Genomic DNA, 21,541 nt, shown 5'->3' with positions numbered 1-21,541 from the left:
TGACCCAAGGCCCTGCACTGCAGGGCCTTTTTTCATGCGCCGGGGTTCAGTGGCTCAGAGCTTCATCACCACCGGCCCGCCCTTGGCAATCGCCCGCTGGTAAGCTTCGCGCGCCTGCATGCGCTGGCGGTAGGCATGCAGGTGTGGCCAGTCGGCGGGGTTGGCGCAGCGCGCCAGTGCGGCTTCCACCGCAAAGCCCATCTGAAAATCGGCCATCGTCAGGTGCTCGCCGGCAAACCAGGGCTGGTGGGCGAGGTGGTGGTTCATATAGGCCATCGCCGCCTCCATGTGCGGGGCGATCAGCTGTTTGTGCACCTGCTGGCGCAGGCCGCGCAGCACTGGGCGCACGACGGGGCGCAGCAGCAGCGGCAAGGGCTTGGCCGCGATGCTGTCAAACACCAGCTGCAGCAGCAGCCAGTTCATCAGCGAGCCTTCGGCAAAATGCATCCAGTAGCGGCACTGCAGATGCTCGGGGCTGCTGCGCGGCGGATCGAGGTGGGCCATGTCGGGCGGCGCCCAGGCGCCATAGCGCTCGGCCAGGTACTCGATGATGGCGCCAGACTCGGCAATCACCAGGCCCCGGTCGCAGAGGATGGGTGAGAGGCCCAGCGGGTGAATGCGCTTGAGCGCTGGCGGCGCCAGGCGCGTCTTGGCATTGCGCGGGTAGGTCTCCAGCGCATAGGGCAGGTTCAGCTCTTCGAGCAGCCACAGCACGCGCTGCGAGCGCGAGGTTTCCAGGTGGTGAAGGGTCAGCATGCTTTAGTTTCCTTGCAAGCGGCGCACCCAGGCCACCAGACCGGATGCCGTCGATTTGTAGCCCGGGCGCCAGCTCAGCCGGGAGCGCCAGGGCACGCCCAGCAGAAAGTGGCCCCGGGCCCAGCCCTTGAGCATCGCGCTGGCTGCCTGCTCGGGCTGCGGCCAGACTGGCAGGCTGGCGGGGTGAGGCTCGGTGAAGAAAGCCTCGCTCAGGCCGGGCTTGACCACGGCCAGGCTGATGCCCACGCCCTGGGGTACCAACTCGAGCTGCAAGGTCTCAGCCAGGTTGATGAGTGCCGCCTGGCTGGGCCCATAGGCCAGGTTGCCCGGCAGGCCACGCAGGCCGGCCACGCTGGCCACCAGGCTCAGATGCGGTTGGCGCCCACCGCGTGCCGCTGCGAGCAGGTGGGGCGTGACGGCCGCGATCACATGCAAGGCGCCGGTCAGATTGACCTCGCGGTGCTGCAGCAAGCTATTGAGGTCCAGGTCATCGGCGCGCATGGTCTGCCGCTCGCCCGCGCAGTAGCAGACCAGGTCCAGCGGCCCGTCCTCCAGCAGCTGGTGCACGGCGCTGACGACCGCGTCGCGGTCGGTGACATCCAGCGGCAGCGGCAGGCAGCCGGGGTGTTGTTCGGCGAAGCTGTCCAGCGCTTCCTGCCGGCGCGCCGACACGATCACGCGCGCGCCTGCGGCATGCAGCTGCTCGGCCAGCGCCAGACCGATGCCCGCGCTGGCGCCGACCAGCCAGACACGCAAGCCGTACCAGCGCGCAATGGGGGTGTTCAGTGGCATGGCAGCCTCCTGGCGCTGGCGCATGGGCCCAATGGCTGGTAGGCGATGGTGGCGGTGGTTGTCATAGGGTGTTCCGGTTGTCCGACCCCGTCTGTGCAAGGTCTACGTTTAGCACTACGCACAACGAGGCGGTTTGGATTCAGCGCCAGCGATTATTTTTTGCATCGTTTCTGCATCGCTTTGCATCCAATCGGCGGCTTGCTGCGTATAGCGGCCAGATGCATAAAAGTTTGGGGGGGCGTGGGCCCTGGCTGACCTAGCCCGGTCAAGGCGGCTTTCCCCCGGGCGCTTGCTGCTTGGCAGCAATACAACGGATACACCCGTCAGCGGGCCTTCGCCCCACAATGCTTGCATGCGCACACCGACCACTGACACTGAACTGATGCTTTTGTTAGACCGCATAGCCGCCCGCGAGGACAAGGCGCTCCGGCTTTTGTACGACGAGACGGCGTCCCGGCTGTATGGCCTGGCGCTGCGCATTCTGGGCAACAAGGCCTGGGCCGAGGACGTGCTGCAGGACAGCTTTGTCGCCATCTGGCGTAACGCGGGCAGTTACCGCGATTCGCTCAGCCCGCCGCTGGCCTGGATGGGCATGCTGGTGCGCAGCAGGGCGCTGGATTTTCTGCGCCGGCGCAAGGCCGAGCGGCTGGACCAGCATGCGGTTGTCGATGACATGGATGACCTGCCGCAGGGCGACGAGGCACAAGGCCCCATGCAATCGGTGGAGGCCAGTGAGCAGGCGACCGTGTTGCAGCAGTGCATGGAGCGGCTGCAGCAGGCCCAGCGCCAGGTCGTGAGCCTGGCCTATTTGCGAGATTTGAGCCACAGCGAGCTGGCCAGCCACTTCCAGCTGCCGCTGGGCACCGTTAAAACCTGGATGCGCCGCAGTCTGGAGCAGCTGCGCAAGTGCATGGCCCGCCACGTGTAGGCGCCAAGGAGTGCTCTGATGAACCTGGTACAACACCCCGAACTGCTCGACCGCCTGGCCGCCGCCTACGCGCTGGGCACCTTGCGCGCCGGCGCCCGCCGCCGCTTTGAGCAGCTGGCCCGCGCCCACCCGCAAGTGCGCTCGGCCGCCCTGCTGTGGCAGGGCCGCTGGTCGGCGCTGTCCGAGTTGCAGTCGCCCGTGCAACCCGATGCCGCCGTCTGGACCCGCATCCAGAACCTGGTCGATGCCGACCAGGCGGGCCTGGCGATGGAGCAGCAGCGCACCGCTGCCAACGCCCGCAGCCCCAAGGCCCTTAGCTGGTGGCGCTCGCTGGCGCTGACCGGTGCCGTGGCCACTGTCGCCGCCATCGGCATTGGCCTCTATGCGCAGCAAAATCTGCAACGCAGCGCAGGCCAGCAGCTGGCCGCCTTGCAGACGGAGCTGCAAAAGACCCAAACTGCGTTGCAGGCCGCCCCCCAGGTGCAGTATGTTGCGGTGCTGGCCGATGGCAAGGCGCAGGCTTCCATGCTGGTGACCTTTGACGCCCGGCAGGGCCAGCTGGTGCTGCAGCGCGTGGGCGGCTACCAGGAGGCCGCCGACCGGTCACTGCAGCTGTGGGCCTTGCCCGCGCAGGGCGCACCGCAGTCGCTGGGCGTTATGGGCGAAGGGCGCCTAGCGCAACTGCAGGCCCAGCTGGCCCAGGTGCAGGCCGTCCCTGCGCTGGCCGTCAGCCTGGAGCCCAAGGGCGGCGTGCCCAGCGAGACGGGGCCGACCGGGCCGGTCTTGTTCAGCGGGGCTTTGATCAAGCGCGATCTGTAAGTGGTTTCTTGCCCACCCACACGCCTTGTATGTAGCGGTACAAGGCGTTTTTTATGGCGTCATCCGTAGCGGGAAAATGGTTGCGCTGGCAGCAGTAACCGCCTCCACGGGTGGGCGATTTAACACCCTGTTTTTAAAGAGAATTTATATAACAAATGAGATTTATTCTCATTCGTAATATACTAGCGCGCCTTGTCATTTTTACTGCTCGCCCGTCCCCGCCATGTCCGCCCTCCCGTTGGAAGCCTTTCGCGATAGCTATCGCGAGCTGATCGCCTTTGTGGCACGCCGTACCGGCAGCCGCCAATCGGCGCAGGACATCGTGCATGACGCCTGGCTGCGCGTGGTGGAAGCGGGGCCGATGGCGCAGAGCCAGCACCCAGCGCCACGCGCCTATCTGTACACGGTGGCCGAGCATCTGGTGATCGACCACTTGCGCCGGGCGGCGCGCACTTCCGAGCGCTTTGACAGCGCCCTGCATGACAGCAGCGCTGGCGTGCAAGCACTGGGCCAGGATGTGGCCGAGGCCAGCCTGCGGCGCGAGGCGCTGGTGGCGGTCGATGCCGCGATTGCCGCCCTGCCTGAGCGGTGCCGCCGCATGTTCCTGGCCGACCGGCTCGATGGCGAATCGCAGGCGGCGATTGCCGCTGCGCACGGCGTCTCCGTCAAGACGGTGGAGCGCGAGATCATGCGCGCCATGGATGCGATCGAGGCGGCCCTGCACGAATGGCGCGGCGATGGCGTCGTGCAGGCGCTGCCGCGCAAGGGCCGGCGCCGCGCACTGTCGGCCTTGCTCGGTGTGGCAGGGCTGGGCGCCAGCGGCAGCCTGGCCTGGCGCCTGTACCAAAGCCAGGTGGTGACCTGGCAGATCCAGCTGGGCACCGCTACCGGCCGCCAGCTGAACCAGGCCTTGCCCGATGGCAGCAGCATTGCGCTGGATGCGCAGACTCGCCTGGATGTGCGCTACTACGGCAGCCGCCGCTATGTGCAAATGCACCATGGCGCAGCCTTCTTCAAGGTGGCGCGCAATGCCGATGCGCCCTTTATCGTCGATGCCGGCCCGGCCCGCATCACCGTGTTGGGCACCCGGTTTGAAGTGGCCCTCGATAACCAGGGCGGGCTGCGTGTGGCCGTGGAAGAGGGCCGGGTGCGCGTGCAAGAGCGCGGCAGCGATGGCGATCTGGCCGATGCCGGCGATGGCTGGGAGCTGACCGGCAGCCAGAGCCTGGACTGGCAGCCAGGCCAGTCGCCCCGTCGCGACAGCAGCGCGGAAGAGGTGGCGGCCTGGCGCAATGGCTGGCTGGACTTCCGCCACGAGCCGCTGGGCCTGGCGGTGCAGCGCCTGGCCCGTTACTGCCCCGTGCCCTTGCAGGTGGCACCGGATGCAGAACACCTGACGATTTTTGGCCGGGTGCGCATTGCCGATGCCCGCGCCTGGCTGCAGCTGCTGCCGCGCAGTGTGCCGGTGGTAGTGCGCGAAGAAGGCCAGGGCGCGGCGCGCCGCATCACGATCGCACGGCGCAAGGCGCAGAGTTGAGCGATGGCGCGCATGCACTATGGGCTGTCAGACGGCCATTTAAAAATACTTGCGCTGGCGTTGAGGGAAAACTGCGTCTCGTTCGTATTACCTCTTGTGAACCACATGAGGAAAGTACCCTACGCTATGTCGCACCCCTGCAAACGCCACCTGATTGCCCTGGCCATTGCCGCCTTGGCTGGCACGGCCTCGGCCGCTGATTTTGATATTTCCGCCCAGCCGCTCGACAGCGCGCTGGCCCAGCTGGCCCGCCAGGCTGGCCTGCAACTGATGGCGCCACCGGCGCTGGTGCAAGGCCGCCCGGGCGCCGCCGTCAAGGGCAGCATGAGCGCCCAGGATGCCGTGCGCCAGCTGCTGCGCAACACCAACCTGGTGGCCCGCATCGAAGGCACAACCCTGGTCATCGACAACGGCCAGACCGCAGGCGAAGTGGCCTTGAACCCGGTGGTGGTGACGGCCCCCGCGACGCGTGCCGGCGACCGCCCCGAGGCCTATGCGGGTGGCAAGCAGGCGCGCGGCAGCCGCATTGGCATGCTGGGCGACCAGGATGTGATGGACACGCCTTTCTCCACCGTGGCCTACACCGCAGAAGCGGTGGCTGACCAGCAGGCCCGCACCTTGGGTGAAGTGCTGGCCAACGACGCCTCGGTGCGCCTGACCACCGCCTCGCAGGGCTTTAGTGAAGACATCCAGGTGCGCGGCTTTGGCATCAGCGGTGGCGATGTGGGCCTCAACGGCCTCTATGGCCTGACCTCGGCCAGCCGCGTGCCCGCCGAGATTCTGGAGCGTGCCGAGCTGCTCAAGGGCCCGGGCGCGATGGTGGGCGGCATGCCGCCGGGCGGAAGCATTGGCGGCGCCATCAATGTGCAGACCAAGCGTGCGGGCGAAGAGCCGCTCAACCGCGTGGGCCTGCAGTACCTGGGCCGCGCGCAGTTTGGCACCAGTGTCGATATCTCACGCCGCTTTGGCGAGAACAAGGAGTGGGGCGTGCGCGTCAATGGCGCAGCGCGCGGCGGCGAGGCCAGCATCCGGGGTGGCGACCAGAAGCTGGGCGTGGGCGCAATCGCCGTCGACTACCGGGGCAGCAATCTGCGCTGGTCGCTCGACGCCTATGCACAGCGCGAAGAGATGGAAGATTTTCGCCCGCAGATCGGCTTCAACCCGGCGCTCACGTCTCTGCCCAAGCCACCTAATTCGCGCAGCAACTGGTTCCCCGATACCGATCTGTCGCTGGACGACAAGGTCATCGCCTCGCGCCTCGAAGTCGATCTGAACGACCAGGTCACGGCGTTTGCCGGCATTGGCTACCGCAAGGGCAAGGCCCAGCAGATTTTCCCGACCACGACCACGTCGATGAATGCGGCCGGCGACTTCACGGTGCGCAGCAGCTTCTATGACTCCTACACCGAGACCAGCAGCGCCGATCTGGGCCTGCGTGCCAAGTTCGCTACCGCCGGTATCAAGCATTCGCTGGTGGTCAGCGCCTCCGACCTGCGCCAGGAGTCCGGCAACGCCTATGTGGCTGGCCTGACCACGTCGCCATCGAACATCTACAACCCCGCGCCCTTGCCGCCGGTCGAAGGCGCGCGCACCGAGCCCAACAAGGCCTCCAAGGCGCACAACTACGGCATCGCGGTGACGGACACCCTGGCCCTGGCCGATGACCGCCTGCTGCTGACGCTGGGCCTGCGCCGCCAGACGGTGGACCTGCGCAACTTCAGCACTGCCACCGGCGCGCAGACCAGCAGCTACGCCAAGAGCGCGACCACGCCGCTGGTCGGCCTGGTGGTCAAGGCCAATGACCAGGTCTCCGTCTACGGCAACTACACGGCCGGCCTCTCGCGTGGTGCCACGGCGCCCAACACGGCGGTCAATGCCGGCGAGGTGTTTCCGCCGTTCAAGTCCAAGCAGTACGAAGCGGGTGTGAAGGTGGATTGGGGCAGCTTCATGACGACGGCCAGCCTGTTCCAGATCAGCCGCCCCAACAGCATGACCGACCCGACCACCAACATCTACAGCTTTGATGGTGAGCAGCGCAACCGGGGCCTGGAGCTGGCCGCCTATGGCGAGCTGCAACGCGGTCTGCGCTTGATGGGGGGCCTCACCTTCAACCGCGCCAAGGTCACCAAGGCGGCGCAGTACCAGGGCAACGATGCCTACGGCGTGCCCAAGATCAATGCCAACCTGGGCGCCGACTGGGATGTGCCCGGCGTGCAGGGCCTGTCCGTCAACGGCCGCATGATCCACACCGGATCGGCCTGGGCCAGCAATGCCAACACCCTCAAGCTCTCGGGCTGGACCCGTTTGGACGTGGGCGCGCGCTACCGCACCCAGGTCAGCGGCAAGGCGGTGGTGCTGCGTGCCAATGTCGAGAACCTGACGGGCAAGAACGTCTGGTTGATCAGCGGCAACAACTACCTGACCTTGAGCGCACCGCGTACCGTGGTGCTGTCGGCAACGGTTGATTTTTGAGAACCTGCGGGTGGTCTCCGCGCAGCTGCGTAGAGACTGCCCACCGGTTCTGGGGAGTGGGCTGCGGGAGCGCACAAGGCGCCTGCAGCATGTTTATCAAAAAAGGAGAGAGAGCATATGTTGAAGAAATCCCTGTCTGCCCTGAGCCTGGCCGTGCTGGCCATGTCCGCCCAAGCCCACCAGGTCTGGCTCGAGCCCGCCGGTGCAGACCATGCCGTGGTGCTGCGCTTTGGCGAGTTTGGCGACAACCTGCGCGAAGCGTCCCCCGGCCTGCTGGACCACTTTGGCAAGCCCCAGGGCGTGCTGATCAACGCCAAGGGCGAAGAAAAGGCCGCTGCCGGCAACAAGACCGCCAATGGCTTTGCACTGCCTTTCAGCGTTCAGGCGGGCGAGTCCATCGTGGCGGAGGACGCGAACTACCCGCTGTCCAAGTTCAAGCGTGATGGCAAGGATGTCACCAACTGGTACCACCCCGCTGCACGCCTGGTCACCGGCTTTGCTGCGCAAAAGCCCAAGCTGGCACTGGACCTGACCCCGACCGGCAAGGACGGTGAGTTCAAGGCCACGTTCAAGGGCCAGCCGCTGGCCAAGACCCAGGTCGCGCTGGTCACCCAATCGGGCTGGATGAAAGAGGGCCACACCGATGCCCAAGGCCTGGTGCATTTCGACCTGCCATGGCAAGGCCAGTATGTGGCTGAGATCAAGCACAACGACCGCACGCCCGGCGAACGCGCTGGCGAGAAGTACGACGGCGTGAGCTATGTGACCTCGGTCACCTATGTGAAGCCTGAGGGCGTGGCCCCTGTGGCGGCTGGCCCTGTGGCAACGCCCAACCCGGCCAAATGACCAGCCAGGCGCTGAGCGGCGCCTTGCGCGCCGCGCTGGCCAAGGCCTGCCGGGTCGGCCCGCTGCTCTCGCGCATCGTTGCCGCCATTGGCGGCGGCTATGCGCTGGCGGCGGTGGCCAGCGTGGCGGTGCTGGCCTTGCCGATGGCCAAACCCCAGGCGGTGCTGGCCGGCACCATGGCCAGCTTTCTGGTCTACACCGGCGCGGTGATCTGGGTGTTTGCCGTGCGTTCGGCCACCCGTGCCTGGGTGGGGCTGCTGCTGGCCGCAATACCGCTGCTGCTGGCCGCCTGGCCGGTATGGAATGGAGTGACTCCGGCATGACTGCCATTGATAAAAAAGATAGCAAACCGAGCAAGCCAGCCGTACGCGGCATCCGCCAGACCATGTCCGACCTGCATATCTGGGCCGGGCTGCTGGTGGGCTGGATTCTGTATGCGATGTTTCTCACCGGCACGGTGAGCTACTTCAAGGAAGAGATTTCGCAGTGGATGCGGCCCGAGCTGGCCCACCAGGCCGTGGTGCCCGATGCTGCTGAAGTGGCACCGCGCGTGGCGCAGGTGCTGGAGCAAGTGGCCCCTGGCAGCAACCAGTGGAGCCTGGGCATGCCTGATGCGCGCAACAACGTCGTGAGCGCGTTCTGGCGCATTGCCAAGCCCGAGAAGGGCGAGCGCGGCTTTGGCAGCGCGGTGTTCGATCCGCAGACCGGCCAGAAGGTGGCAGGCCGTGAGACCGTGGGCGGTGAGTTCTTCTACCGTTTCCACTTCCAGTTCCATTACATGCCCGTGCTCTGGGCCCGCTGGCTGGCGAGTTTCTGCGCCATGTTCATGCTGGTGGCCATTGTCAGCGGCGTGATCACGCACAAGAAGATCTTTGTCGACTTCTTCACCTTCCGCTGGGGCAAGGGCCAGCGCTCCTGGCTGGATGCGCACAATGCGCTGTCGGTCTTCGGGCTGCCTTTCCACGCGATGATTACCTATACCGGCCTGGTCACCTTGATGGCCATGACCATGCCCTGGGCCAGCAGCGCCGCATTCAAGACCCAGGCCGAGCGCCAGGCCATGCAAAGCGAGCTGAGCGCCTTCATCCCCGCTGGCAAGCCCAGTGGCGTGGCCGCGCCGCTGGCGCCCCTGGGCGATATGGTGCGCCAAGCCCAGCAGCGCTGGGGCGAGGACCGCATTGGCCGCGTCACGGTCAACAATGCCGGCGATGCGTCGGCACGCGTGATCGTCACCTATGGCGATTTCGAGCGCGTGTCGATCAGCCCCAAATACATGCTGTTCGAGGGTAGCACCGGCAAGCTGCTCGAGGTCAAGGACCAGGTCGGCGCGGCGGCTGAAACGCGGGGCGTGCTGTACGCCCTGCACCTGGGCCGCTTTGGCGACAGCACCGTGCGCTGGCTCTACTTCCTCACCAGTCTGGCGGGCACTGCCATGGTCGGCACCGGCCTGGTGATGTGGACCGTCAAGCGCCGCACCAAGCTGCCCCATCCGGACAAGCCGTACTTTGGCTTCTGGCTGGTGGAGCGGCTGAATATTGCAGCGATTGCGGGCCTGAGCATCGGCATGGCCGCCATGCTCTGGGCCAACCGCCTGCTGCCGCTGGGCATGGAAAAACGCAGTGACTGGGAGATCCACTGGTTCTTCATCCTCTGGGGTGCCAGCCTGGTCTGGGCCATGCTGCGGCCTGCCAAGCGCGCCTGGGTGGAGCTGCTCTGGGCCGGATGCGCGGCGCTGGCCTTGCTGCCGGTCCTCAATGTGCTGACCACCGACCGCCCGCTGTGGCGCAGCCTGATTGAGGGTGACTGGGTGTTCAGCGGGCTGGAGCTGACCTTGCTGGCGCTCGCTGCGCTGCATGCCTGGCTGGCGGTGCGCACCTGGCGCCACCAACCCAAGCTCAAGCCACAGCGCCAGGCGGCGCCACGCCCAGCGGCACCGCGCCAGCCTCCTGCCGCGCGCGCTGCTGATACGGGCGCGGTGGCCGTCAATACGGTGGCCGCCAATGCGGTGGCAGCGAATGCTGTGGCAGCCAACGCTGTGGCCGCCAGCGCGGTGGCAGCCACCGCTGCCATTGCCACCGATCTGCAGGAGGCCCGGCCATGAACCACCTTGCCATTCAGCTGGTGTCGCTGCCCGCGTTTGCACTGCTGGCGCTGGCCATGGACCGCCACCAGCTCGACCTGTTTGGCCGTGAACTACCAGCCGGCCAAACCCGGGGCCTGCGCCTGGCCGGCTGGCTGGCGTTGCTGGCCTCGCTGGCCATCGCCGTCGGGCTCAAGGGCTGGTCGCTGGGCCTGGTCACCTGGTGCGGCCATATCTCGCTCAGCGCCGCCATCGTCATCCTCACGATGGTGGCCTGGGAACGCCGCAAATCTGTAAAAAAGTGAGACGCCAGGCGGGTCGGAGGCCCGTCTTGCATCATTTCGTCTTGCACCCTGCCTACAATCGTGCAATGCCGCTAGCAATAAATCTATAAAGCGGATTACTAACAGATTGAACGGAAGGGGAGGCGGTTTGTCACGTGTCTTAGCAACCGAAGCCGAGGTGGTGGCGCTGTCACCGGATGCCTCTTCCACCAAGGCGGCACAAGGGTTGAAGAACCCCAGCAAATGGCCCAGCCTGGGCTGCAACGCAACGGCAGCCTGGGGAGAATGCCAGGGCAGCGGCTCCAAGCCCTACCAGACCCAGGTCGATCTGAGCGGGCCGTCCTTCAAGTGCTCCTGCCCGAGCCGCAAATTCCCCTGCAAACATGGCCTGGCGCTGATGCTGCTGCGCGCAGCCGGCCAGGTGGGCGAGAGAGCCGAGCCGCCCGCCTGGGTCAGCGCCTGGCTGGACAGCCGCGCTGAAAAAGCCGAGAAAAAAGAAGCCAAGGCCGCTGCCATTGCCGCAGCTCCCCCGCCCGATCCCGAGGTGCTGGCCAAGCAGCAGGCCAAGCGTGACGACAAGCGCTGGGACAAGGTGGCTGCCGGCATGCAGGAGCTGCAGCTGTGGATGCAGGACATGCTGCGCAACGGCCTGGCCAACCTCTCGGGCGACCAGCAGGCGCGCCAGCACTGGAACACCATGGCCGCGCGCATGGTCGATGCGCAGGCCAGCGGCATGGCCGCCCGCATCAAGGAGGCCTGGGAGCTGGTGGACAGCCACCCGCAATGGTCGCGTGACCTGCTGGTGCAGCTGGGCCACTGGCAATTGCTGGCCGATGCGGTGGCACGCCGCGATGCCCTCGGCGCCGAGACCCGTGCCGATGTGATGGCCGCGCTGGGCTGGCCCCTGGACAAGGCCGAGGTGCAGGCGCGCGGCCAGGTGCTGGCCGATGACTGGCGGGTGGTGGGCCTGCGCCAGATCGAGCGCGAAGGCCGCTTGCTGGAGCGCCGCGTATGGCTGCAAGGCCAGCACAGCGGGCGCATCGCCTGGCTGCTCGATTATGCGCAAGGCGGCCGTGGTTTTGAGACCGCCTGGGTGCCGGCGCAATGCTACCGGGGCAGCCTGCATTTCTACCCCGGCCAGGCGCCGCTGCGCGCGATTGCGGGTGCTGATATCGAACTGCTGGCGCCTGGCGCCGGCGCGCCCTTGGCTGAGTCCGCATGGCGCGATGCCTTGGTGCAGCTGAGCCAGCGCATGGCCGCCAACCCCTTGCAGCCGGTGCAGCCGCTATGGTGCGGCCAGGCGCGTTTGCAGACCAGCGCTGGCCAGTGGTATGCGGTCTGGCCGCAAGGCGACAAGGCCCCGGCGCTGGTGCCGCTAGCCGTGGCCGATGACCAGGCCTGGCAGCTGCAGGCGCTCGGTGGCGGCGCGCCGATGGCGCTGTTTGGCGAATGGGAGGGCGGCCAGCAGCAAGGGCGCTGGCGCCTGCTCAGTGCCTGGCAGGCTGGCGATGGCCAGGCGCCATGGACCAACATCTGGCAGAACCGGGGTGACGTGCTGTGAGCCATGCAAATCTTTGGGCTGCGTTGCAGCAATCGGCGCTGGTGGGCGCCGAGCGGCTGGCGCTGCCAGCCCTCTTTACCCAGGGCATCGACCGCACGGCGCCCGCCAGCCAGCAGGCCCTGCAGGCGGCCTTGATGCAGCCGGCGGGCAGCCAGGCCGAGCAAGTGATGCGCGCCACCGCCGTTGCTGCCGTGCTGGAGCGCGTGGGCTGGCAGCCCGGTGCATCGCAGCCGCAGCTGGCTGCGGCGGCCGGCGCCGCAGCCTTGCCGCCACCGGCCCAAGAATCGCGCCCGGCGCCGCAGGGCGAGCCACTGTTGCGGCTGCTCGGCGAAGTGCTGCAGGGCAATGCGCCCGAGCTGCTGGCGCTGGCCTTGGCCAGCCTGGACGAGGCCGGCCAGCGCCTGCCCTATGCGCTGCTGGTGGATGCGCTGCACCAGGGCCGCCAATCGGTGGAGCTGCGCCAGTGGCTCACGCCGGTGCTGGGCGAGCGCGGCCGCTGGCTGGCCGCCCAGAACCCGCAGTGGGCCTATGCGCATGGCGTGCAGGAGACGGCCGATGCCGAGCAGATCTGGCAGGAAGGCTCGCTCGAGCAGCGTGTGGCCTTGCTGCAGCAGCAGCGCGCCACCGATCCGGCAGGCGCCCGCGCGCGGCTGGAGGCCAGCCTCAAGGAGCTGGGCGCCCGCGAGCGTGCACCGATGGTGCAGAGCCTGGCGCGCGGCCTGTCGGCCCACGACGAGGCCTTGCTGGAAAAGCTGCTGGGCGACCGCAGCAAGGAGGTGCGCGAATCAGCCGCCAGCCTGCTCGCACGCCTGCCGCAAAGCCCGCACAGCCAGCGCATGGGCGCAGCGCTCCAGGCCATGCTGAGCCAGGATGCCAACGGCGAGTGGCAGATTGAGCCGCCCCAAGAAGGCCACAAGGACTGGGAGCGCGACGGCGTCACCTTGCAGCCGCCCGCCTATATCAAGGGCCATCGCGCCTGGTGGCTGCAGCAGCTGGTGGAGCTCACGCCCCTCGATTTCTGGCAGCACCATCTGGGCAAGACGCCCGAGCAGCTCTGGGAATGGAGCCGGCGCAGCGACTGGAAGGGCGCGCTGCGCCAGGGCTGGATTGCGGCTTTGCGTGCGCAGCGCGATGTGCGCTGGCTGCCGCTGATCCAGAGCATGGAGAGCGATTCGCGCAGCAGCGATGTGCTGCTGCTGCTGATGGCTGAGCTCAGCGCCGAAGAGCGCGAAACCCAGTGGCTGGCGCAGTTGCAGGCCAAGCTGGGCAAGAGTGCCTTTATCGAGGCCATCCACCGCATCGACGAAGGCATGGGGCGCGCAGAGTTGCTCTCGCCTGCCATGTCGCGCTGGTTGCTGGAGGCCTTGCTCAGCACCTTGCAGGCGCGCCAGCCTGCGGGGAACTGGCACAGCTGGCAGGCCGATCATGCCGTTCTGGCCTGCGCACGCCGCCTGCAGGTGGCTGACCTGGAGCGCTTTGCGCAGCTGTGGCGCGCGCCGCGTGCTGCAGCGCCTGCCGAGCCCACGGCGCCCGACGACGCCGCTGCGTTGGTGGTGCCCGAAGGCAGTACCGAGGCCGACATCGCCAGACTCAAGCAGGAGCAGCAAGCGCGCCTGGAGCGCTCGCGCCTGCGTCCCTGGGACGACGAGCAGGTGCTCGCCCAACTCAACCGCATTGTCGATCTGCGCCTGGCGCTGCAAGCGGCCCAGCCCGCCTGATGGCGCCCACCACGAACCTTTTGATCTCTACCGGAAGCACACCATGAGCCAAGTACTACGCCAGCATGCCGAGCAGCAATTTGCCGAAGAACTGGATGCCCTGCAAAAGGCCGATGACCGCCCGCGCCCGCCCAACTGGAAGCTCTCGCCCTGGGCCGTGCTGCAGTACCTGATGGGCGGCACGCTGAGCAATGGTTTTGAAGTGAGCGCCAAGTACATCGGCAGCCCACGTCTGATGGAGATTGCCGTCTCCACCCTGGCCACCGACCGCGCACTGCTGCTGTACGGCGTGCCTGGTACGGCCAAGTCCTGGGTGTCCGAGCACCTGGCAGCGGCCGTGAGTGGCGACTCGACCATGCTGATCCAGGGCACGGCCGGCACCAGCGAAGAGCAGCTGCGCTACGGCTGGAACTATGCCCAGCTGCTGGCCCATGGCCCCTCGGAAAAGGCGCTGGTCCCCAGCCCGCTGGTGCATGCGATGAAGCTGGGCAAGATCGCCCGCATCGAAGAGCTGACCCGTATCCCCGCCGATGTGCAGGACACCTTGATCACCGTGCTGTCCGAAAAAACCTTGCCGGTGCCCGAGCTCTCGACCGAGTTCCAGGCCGTCGCCGGCTTCTCGGTGATCGCCACGGCCAACAACCGCGACAAGGGCGTCAACGAGCTCTCCAGCGCCTTGAAGCGCCGCTTCAACACCGTCGTGCTGCCCGTGCCTGCCTCGCAGGATGAGGAGGTGCAAATCGTCACCAAGCGCGTGGGCGAGCAAAGCCGCGCGCTGCAGCTGCCTGCCGAGGCACCGGCGTTGGAAGAAGTGCGCCGCGTGGTGCAGATTTTCCGCGAGCTGCGCAATGGCCAGACCGAAGACGGCAAGACCGTGCGCATCAAGTCGCCCAGCTCCACCTTGTCGACCGCGGAGGCGATCTCGGTGATCAACAGCGGCATGGCGCTGGCCGGCCATTTTGGCGATGGCGTGCTGCGTGCGCATGATGTCGCCTCGGGCCTCTTGGGCGCCGTCATCAAGGACCCGGTGCAGGACAGCGTGGTCTGGAAGGAATACCTGGAGACGGTGGTGAAGGAGCGCGCAGAGTGGAAAGACCTGTACCGCGCCTGCCGCGAGCAAATCTAAGCCGCTGACGCCGTTCTTCTTCTGCCCCCGACAACGCTGACCGAGCCCATGGCCACTTCTGCTGACAACGTCCATTTCTTTGGCATTCGCCACCACGGCCCGGGCTGTGCGCGCAGCCTGGTGCAAGCGCTGGCGCAACTGCAGCCCGACTGCCTGCTGGTGGAAGGCCCGCCCGAAGGCGAGGCCCTGCTGCCGATGCTGCGCAGTGCCGAGCTGCGCCCGCCTGTCGCCATGCTGGTGTACATGCAAGACGAGCCCAGCCAGGCCGCGTTCTACCCCTTTGCCGAGTTCTCGCCCGAATGGCAGGCGCTGCAATGGGCGAGCGAGCAGGGCGTGGCCACGCGCTTTATCGACCTGCCCCAAACCCATGCGATGGCCCAGGACTGGGCACGGCGCCAGGCGCTGAAAAAGCCGGAGCCTGCGCAAGAGGTGGACGGGGAAGAGGGCGAGGACGATGCGCTAGAGGAAGCGGAAGAGGCGCCAGGCGATGCCACTGAGGCCAGCGCCGACACGGCCCCGGTGGTGGATATGGACAGCGACGTCGGCGAACCGATCGAGAGCAAGCAGCCGCCAATGCGCGACCCGCTCGACTGGCTCGCCCATGCGGCCGGCTTTGAGGATGGCGAGAGCTGGTGGAACCGCTTGGTGGAAGAGCGGGGTAACAGCGAAGCGCTGTTCAGCAGCATCAACGAGGCCATGACGGCAGTGCGCAGCGAACTGGGCGACGACGGCGAGGCCTGGCGCGGCCCCCACTATGTGCTGCGCGAGGCCCAGCGGGAGGCGCATATGCGCCAGTGCATCCGTGAGGCAGTCAAGGCCGGCTACCAGCGCATTGCGGTGGTCTGCGGCGCCTGGCATGTGCCGGCGCTGCAGCAAAGCACCACCGCCAAGGCCGACAGCGCCGTGCTCAAGGGCTTGCCCAAGGCCAAGGTGCTGGCGACCTGGGCGCCCTGGACCTACCGCAACCTGGCCAGCCGCAGCGGCTATGGCGCAGGCGTCACCTCGCCGGGCTGGTACGCGCATCTCTGGCAGTGCTACCGGGCCGATGCGGCCTTGTCACAGCATGCAGCAGAAGGCCTGGCCGTACCTGCACGCAGCGCCCGCGATGCCGCCACCTTGCGCACCGCAGGCTGGCTGACCCGCGTGGCGCGGCTGCTGCGCGACAAGGACCTGGACTGCTCCAGCGCCCACATCATCGAGGCCACCCGTTTGGCCGAAGGGCTGGCTGCCATGCGCGGCCAGCCGATACCGGGGCTGCAGGAGATCAACGAGGCCATCGTCACGGTGGTCTGCATGGGCGAGACCGCGCCGCTGAACCTGATCGACGACGAGCTCACCGTGGGCCATGTGCTGGGCTCGGTGCCCGCCGATGTGCCGCAGGTGCCGCTGCAGCGCGATATCGAGCAGCAGCAAAAATCGCTGCGCATGAAACCCGAGGCGGCGAGCAAACTGCTGGCGCTGGACCTGCGCAAGGAGACCGACCTGGCGCGCAGCCAGTTTCTGCACCGCCTGCGCTTGTTGGGCATTGGCTGGGGCACGGGCGCGGCCGATGCGCAGCGCAACCGTGGCACCTTCCGCGAGAGCTGGCAGATGCAGTGGGAGCCGGAGCTGGCCGTGCGCATCATCGAGGCCAGCGTGCATGGCGCCACCGTGGCGCAGGCCGCCACCGCGCGCCTGCGTGCCAGCCTCTCGCCCGATACGCCCTTGCCCGAGATTGCGCAGGCGATTGACGACGCGTTGCTGGCGAACTTGCCGCAGCTGGTCGAATCGCTGATTGCCACCCTGGCCGAGCGCGCGGCCACCACCGGTGATGTGGCCCAGCTGCTGCAGGCGCTGCCGCCACTGGCCAATGTGTACCGCTACGGCAGCGTGCGCCAGACCGATACCGCCTTGCTGGCCACCGTCATCGATTCGCTGGTGCTGCGCGCCGCCATTGGCCTGCCAGTGGCCTGCATGGCGATGGACGAAGAGGCCGCTGCTGCGATGAAGGGCAAGGTGCTGGCCGCGCACGAGGCGCTGCGCCTGCGTGGCACGGATGCCCAGGCCGCAGTCGACGCCTGGCGCGCTGCGTTGCGCAGCCTGGCGATGGGCGATGCCGCTGCCGCCTTGCTGCGCGGCATGGCCTGCCGGCTGCTGCTCGATGAGCATCTGCTGGACAGCGCCGAGGTGGTGCTGCAGTTCAACCGCAACCTGTCCTTGGGCGCCGCGCCGCTCGATGCCGCCGCCTGGCTGGATGGCTTTTTGAACCAGCAGGCGCTGGTGCTGCTGCACGACGAAGCCATCTGGGGCGCTGTCGATGCCTGGCTGGCTGGCCTGGGCGAAGTGCAGTTTGCGCAGATCTTGCCGCTGGTGCGGCGCAGCTTTGCCAACTTCAGCAAGCATGAGCGCCAGAGCCTGGGCGACAAGGCCCGGCGCGCGCCGGTGGCCGGTGCGGCAGCGCCTGCTGCCGCCTTGGCGCTGGGCGATGAGGATGCCCCCTGGGACGAGTCGCGCGCCGTGCTGGCCTTGCCACTGCTCAACACCCTGCTGGGGTTGGAGCTGCCGCCCGAATTGCTGGCGCAGATTCCACCTGCCGCGACGCCTGCCAAACAAGCCCTGGAGTGATGACGATGACCCATGCCACCCATCCCGCGCCAGGCCCGGCGCAAGACGATAGCCAAGCCCTGCCGCCCGACGAGGCAGAAGCGCTGCAGCCCACCACCCGCTTGCAGCGCTGGCGCATGGTGCTGGGCAGCCCGGCCGATGCCAGCTGCGGAACCGTGGGCGGACGCCTGCAGGAGATGGACCAGGCGCTGGCCGCGCTCTACGAAGGCGACAGCCAGCTCGGTTCGCGCAAGGGCGGCCGGGGCAATTCTTCGCCCTCGGTGTCGCGCTGGCTCGGCGATATCCGCAAGTACTTTCCCAGCCAGGTGGTGCAGGTGATGCAGCGCGACGCGATGGAGCGCCTGCAGCTGCGCGAGTTGCTGCTGCAGCCCGAGATGCTGGAGAACGTGCAGCCCGATGTGCACCTGGTGGCCAACCTGATTTCGCTGGGCTCGGTCATCCCGCAAAACACCAAGGCCACCGCGCGCCTGGTGGTGCGCAAGGTAGTGGACGAGCTGATGAAAAAGCTCGAAGAGCCGATGCGCAGCGCCGTGGCCGGCGCGCTGGACCGCAGCCAGCGCAACCGCCGCCCGCGCCACGCCGAGATCGACTGGAACCGCACGATACGCGCCAACCTGCGCCACTGGCAGCCCGAGTACCAAACCATCGTGCCCGAGACCTTGATCGGCTACGGCCGCAAGGCGCGCCGCCCGCAGCGCGAGGTGATTCTGTGCATCGACCAAAGTGGTTCGATGGCCAACTCGGTGGTCTACTCCAGCATCTTTGGCGCGGTGATGGCCAGCCTGCCTGACGTCGCCACCAAGCTGGTGGTGTTTGACACGGCGGTGGTGGACCTGACCGACAAGCTCGACGACCCGGTCGATGTGCTGTTTGGCGTGCAGTTGGGCGGCGGCACCGACATCAATGGCGCTGTGGGCTACTGCCAGAGCCTGATCAGCGAACCGCGCAACACCATCCTGGTGCTGATCTCGGACCTGTACGAGGGGGGCGTGGAGTCCGGCCTGCTGCGCCGTGCCAACGAGCTGGTGGAATCCGGCGTGCAGTTCATCACCTTGCTGGCGCTGAGCGACGAAGGCGCGCCCGCCTATGATGCCGCACTGGCCGCCAAGCTAGCGGCCTTGGGCGTGCCTTCCTTTGCCTGCACGCCGGATGCCTTCCCGCAGCTGATGGCAGCCGCCATTCGCCGCGATGATGTGGCGGCCTGGGCGGCAACCCAAGGCTTCAAGACCAGTCAATGACGCTGCCTGGCACTCACCCAGCCAGAAAAAAGCCCTGCGGAGCAGGGCGGTTGGAGTAAACAGAGGCTGGGAGACGGAGCCGTTTAGCGGCCCAGCGAATCGGGCAGCGGAAAACCGGTAATGCGCTTGGCGCGCGGCGGCGCATAGGTGCGCACCTTGGAGGTCTTGAGGCCCAGGCGCACCAGCGATTCGGCAATGGTCACCGCGGCAGCCACGCCATCGACCACGGGCACGCCGGTGCGGCTGCGCACCTTGTCTTCGAGCTCAGCCATGCCGCCGCAGCCCAGGCAGATCACTTCGGCATGGTCTTCTTCCACGGCCTTGGCGGCCTGCTGCACGATGGCATCGACCGCGCGCTCGGGCTGGCTCTCGAGCTCCAGCACGGCCATGCCGCTGGCGCGCACCGAGGCGCAGCGCGCATCCAGCCCGGCCAGCTTGAGCCGGTCTTCGATCAAGGGCACAGCGCGGTCCAAGGTGGTGACGACGGCGTATTTGTGGCCCAGGAACATGGCCGTCGATGCCGCAGCCTCGGTGATGTCGACGACGGGCACTTCCAGCAGCTCTTGCAGGCCTTCGCGGCCATGCTCGCCGTAGCCGGCCTGGATGACGGCATCAAAGGGCTGGTCATAGCGCATGACCGCATCCATCACGCCGACAGCGCAGAGGTAGCTCTCAAAATTGCCTTCTACCGATTCGGCGCCAAAGCGCGGGGTGAGGGCGACGATCTCGGTGCCCGGTGCGGCTGCCCGGCGCGCCTGGGCGCCGATGGCCTCGGTCATGCTCTCGGTGGTATTGACGTTCACGATCAGAATGCGCATGCAAAAAACTCCGTCTCAATGTTGGGCATGGTTCACGGCAATGGCCTCGCCGTCCTGGTCTTCATAGTGCTGGCCCTTGGGCGTCAGCAGCCAGTAGAACAGGCCGCCGAGCCCGGCCGCAATGAACCAGGAAAAGTGCGATACCGATTCGAGCGCCGGCAAAAAGGCGAACAGCAGCGCAATCAGGGCCGAGGGCACCAGGGCCTGGATGGCGCGGCGGTTGACGCCGTTTTCGTAATGGTAAGGGCCGTTGCGGTCATCGCTGTAGAGCGCTGGCACATGCACGCGCTGCTTGCGGATCAGCCAGTAGTCGGCCATCACGATGCCAAACAGTGGGCCCAGGAACGAGCCCAGACCGCCCAGGAAATACAGGATCACCAGCGGCGAATCGTAGAGGTTCCAGGGCAGGATCACAAAGCCGAGGATGGCGCTGACGAGGGCGGCGCGGCGGAAGTTGAGCTGGCGCGGCAGCAGGTTGGCCAGGGCCAGCGCGGGGGCGACAAAGTTGGCCATCAGGTTGACGGCGATGGTCAGGATCAGCAGCGACAGGCTGGCGAGCACCAGCAAGGGCTTGTTGGGGATCTTCTCGACGATGTCGGTCGGGCTCAGGATCAGCGTGCCATCGATCGCCAGCTGGCCGCCGGTCAGCACGACGACGATCAGGCCGAAGATCAGCATGTTGATGGGGATACCCCAGAAGTTGCCCTTGACCACGGCGCTGCGCGAGGTGGCACCCCGGGTGAAGTCACAGAAATTGAGCACAAAGGTGCCATAGATAGCGACCCACAGCGAGGCTGCACCCATGATCTGCACCCACATCGCCGCACCTGTGCTGGGCTTGGGCGCCGTCCACTGGATCTTGCCGCCCGAGCTGTACAGCACCCAGCCGGCCAGCGCGATAAAGGTCACCAGAATCACCGGGCCGGCAAAGGCCTCGTACTTGCGGATGCTCTCCATGCCCCAGCAGGCAATCATCGTCTGCACCACCCACAGCAGGCTGAAGCTGATCCAGCCGAGCACCGGCAGGCCCAGCACCTGGTGCGCCAGCAGCGCCTGCAGGCTGGGGAAGAGGGTGATCAACAGCACATCGAGCACCTTGGAGGCCAGGTAGGTCTGGATGCCGAACCAGGCAATCGCGACACCGCCCCGGATCAAGGCCGGGATCTGCGCGCCCCGGGTGCCAAAGCTGATGCGGCTCATCACCGGAAAAGGCACGCCCGTCTTGGGGCCCATGAAGCCCGACAAGGTCAGCAGCACAAACAGCAAGGCGGCGCCCATCATCAGCGCCGTCAGAATCTGCCAGCCGCCCAGGCCCAGCGCAAACAGGCCGATGGCAAAGGCGTAGTTGCCCAGGCTGTGCACATCATTGGCCCAGAGCGTGAACAGGCTGTAGGCACCCCAGGAGCGGCTGTCTTTCTTGGTGGGCGCGAGGTCTTTGTTGTAGAGCGAGGGGCATACGCCGGCGGGCAAGGCACCGGCCGCTGCCGGGCGCTGCTGTGCGGGATTGAAGGCAAAGCCTGCGTTCTGGTCTGCTGCAAGATCGGTCATTGACATCCTTGGATCGGGCGCATCCAGCTGCGCCTTATTTGCGGCCTGGCGGCCGGGTTTGTCTCGTCATGTGCGCGGGTCCATGCATGGCATGTGCAGCACAAAACAGGCCTCAATGGCTATGCGTTGTGTGCACATATGCATACATTAAGTGTATACAAAACACCTGAAAATGAACTAGGGGCAACCCTGGGTACACGGCAAGACACGCAGAGGAGTTGCGCAAAGTAACCAAAAAAACCTCACTGCTATGGGTGAATGAAAGTATTGAAAATGGTAGATTTAAACTATTTACTATCACTTTTTGATTGAAACTTGCATGTCAGGAAAACCCGCCGCCCGCATCGATGACAAAGTCAAATACGCACGCATCGTCACGGGCTCGCGCACGGTCCTGATCGGCACCCAAGGCGG

General features: G+C 66.7%; 17 protein-coding genes. 13 read left to right on the top strand and 4 right to left on the bottom strand.

Annotation, left to right across the window (positions count from 1 at the left end):
• Positions 1-54 precede the first annotated feature (54 nt).
• Both WH367_RS11430 and WH367_RS11425 read right to left on the bottom strand, forming a co-directional pair.
• Entirely contained in the window at positions 55-756 is a 702-nt protein-coding gene (locus WH367_RS11430) for a glutathione S-transferase family protein (RefSeq protein ID WP_339536163.1), read from the bottom strand.
• 3 nt (positions 757-759) lie between these two features.
• Complete coding sequence (locus WH367_RS11425; protein WP_339536161.1) at positions 760-1,548, bottom strand: SDR family NAD(P)-dependent oxidoreductase; 789 nt, start codon at positions 1,546-1,548, stop codon at positions 760-762.
• Positions 1,549-1,900: 352 nt separating this feature from the next.
• Between WH367_RS11425 and WH367_RS11420 the strand changes: the two genes are divergently transcribed.
• The 13 genes from WH367_RS11420 to WH367_RS11360 all read left to right on the top strand — a co-directional run bounded on the left by WH367_RS11420 (position 1,901) and on the right by WH367_RS11360 (position 18,761).
• Entirely contained in the window at positions 1,901-2,476 is a 576-nt protein-coding gene (locus WH367_RS11420) for a sigma-70 family RNA polymerase sigma factor (protein ID WP_339536159.1), read from the top strand.
• Positions 2,477-2,494: 18 nt separating this feature from the next.
• Complete coding sequence (locus WH367_RS11415) at positions 2,495-3,295, top strand: anti-sigma factor (protein WP_339536157.1); 801 nt, start codon at positions 2,495-2,497, stop codon at positions 3,293-3,295.
• 223 nt (positions 3,296-3,518) lie between these two features.
• Entirely contained in the window at positions 3,519-4,832 is a 1,314-nt protein-coding gene (locus WH367_RS11410; RefSeq protein WP_339536155.1) for a sigma-70 family RNA polymerase sigma factor, read from the top strand.
• 105 nt (positions 4,833-4,937) lie between these two features.
• Positions 4,938-7,304: a TonB-dependent receptor gene (locus WH367_RS11405; RefSeq protein WP_339536153.1), complete on the top strand. Its 2,367-nt coding sequence runs from the start codon at positions 4,938-4,940 to the stop codon at positions 7,302-7,304.
• Positions 7,305-7,421: 117 nt separating this feature from the next.
• Complete coding sequence (locus WH367_RS11400; RefSeq protein WP_339536151.1) at positions 7,422-8,150, top strand: cobalt ABC transporter substrate-binding protein; 729 nt, start codon at positions 7,422-7,424, stop codon at positions 8,148-8,150.
• Positions 8,147-8,473, top strand: coding sequence for a DUF3649 domain-containing protein (locus tag WH367_RS11395; protein ID WP_021027639.1), 327 nt, complete (start codon positions 8,147-8,149; stop codon positions 8,471-8,473). Before WH367_RS11400 ends, WH367_RS11395 begins: the two co-directional genes overlap by 4 nt.
• Entirely contained in the window at positions 8,470-10,251 is a 1,782-nt protein-coding gene (locus tag WH367_RS11390) for a PepSY-associated TM helix domain-containing protein (protein WP_339536149.1), read from the top strand. The genes WH367_RS11395 and WH367_RS11390 overlap by 4 nt, the downstream gene beginning before the upstream one ends.
• Positions 10,248-10,535: a DUF3325 domain-containing protein gene (locus tag WH367_RS11385; RefSeq protein ID WP_339536148.1), complete on the top strand. Its 288-nt coding sequence runs from the start codon at positions 10,248-10,250 to the stop codon at positions 10,533-10,535. The genes WH367_RS11390 and WH367_RS11385 overlap by 4 nt, the downstream gene beginning before the upstream one ends.
• A gap of 127 nt (positions 10,536-10,662) precedes the next feature.
• Positions 10,663-12,075, top strand: a complete 1,413-nt coding sequence (locus WH367_RS11380; RefSeq protein WP_339536146.1) for an SWIM zinc finger family protein — start codon at positions 10,663-10,665, stop codon at positions 12,073-12,075.
• A complete protein-coding gene (locus WH367_RS11375) occupies positions 12,072-13,793 on the top strand; it encodes a DUF5691 domain-containing protein (protein ID WP_339536144.1) in 1,722 nt (573 codons plus the stop codon). The genes WH367_RS11380 and WH367_RS11375 overlap by 4 nt, the downstream gene beginning before the upstream one ends.
• 43 nt (positions 13,794-13,836) lie before the next feature.
• Entirely contained in the window at positions 13,837-14,919 is a 1,083-nt protein-coding gene (locus WH367_RS11370; protein WP_339536142.1) for an ATP-binding protein, read from the top strand.
• Positions 14,920-14,967: 48 nt separating this feature from the next.
• Positions 14,968-17,523, top strand: coding sequence for a DUF5682 family protein (locus tag WH367_RS11365; protein WP_339536140.1), 2,556 nt, complete (start codon positions 14,968-14,970; stop codon positions 17,521-17,523).
• A 116-nt stretch (positions 17,524-17,639) separates the two neighbouring features.
• Complete coding sequence (locus WH367_RS11360; RefSeq protein WP_339536426.1) at positions 17,640-18,761, top strand: VWA domain-containing protein; 1,122 nt, start codon at positions 17,640-17,642, stop codon at positions 18,759-18,761.
• An 83-nt stretch (positions 18,762-18,844) separates the two neighbouring features.
• Here WH367_RS11360 and WH367_RS11355 read toward each other — a convergent pair whose 3' ends face one another.
• Positions 18,845-19,579 carry an aspartate/glutamate racemase family protein gene (locus tag WH367_RS11355; RefSeq protein ID WP_021027627.1) on the bottom strand — a complete coding sequence of 245 codons (735 nt, stop codon included), beginning with the start codon at positions 19,577-19,579 and terminating at the stop codon, positions 18,845-18,847.
• Between the two features lie 15 nt (positions 19,580-19,594).
• A complete protein-coding gene (locus tag WH367_RS11350; RefSeq protein ID WP_021027626.1) occupies positions 19,595-21,127 on the bottom strand; it encodes an NCS1 family nucleobase:cation symporter-1 in 1,533 nt (510 codons plus the stop codon).
• Positions 21,128-21,541: the final 414 nt, after the last annotated feature.

This window comes from Comamonas sp. MYb21, assembly GCF_037479395.1.
GTDB lineage: Bacteria > Pseudomonadota > Gammaproteobacteria > Burkholderiales > Burkholderiaceae_C > Comamonas.
This window is presented reverse-complemented; position numbering and strand designations above follow the sequence as displayed.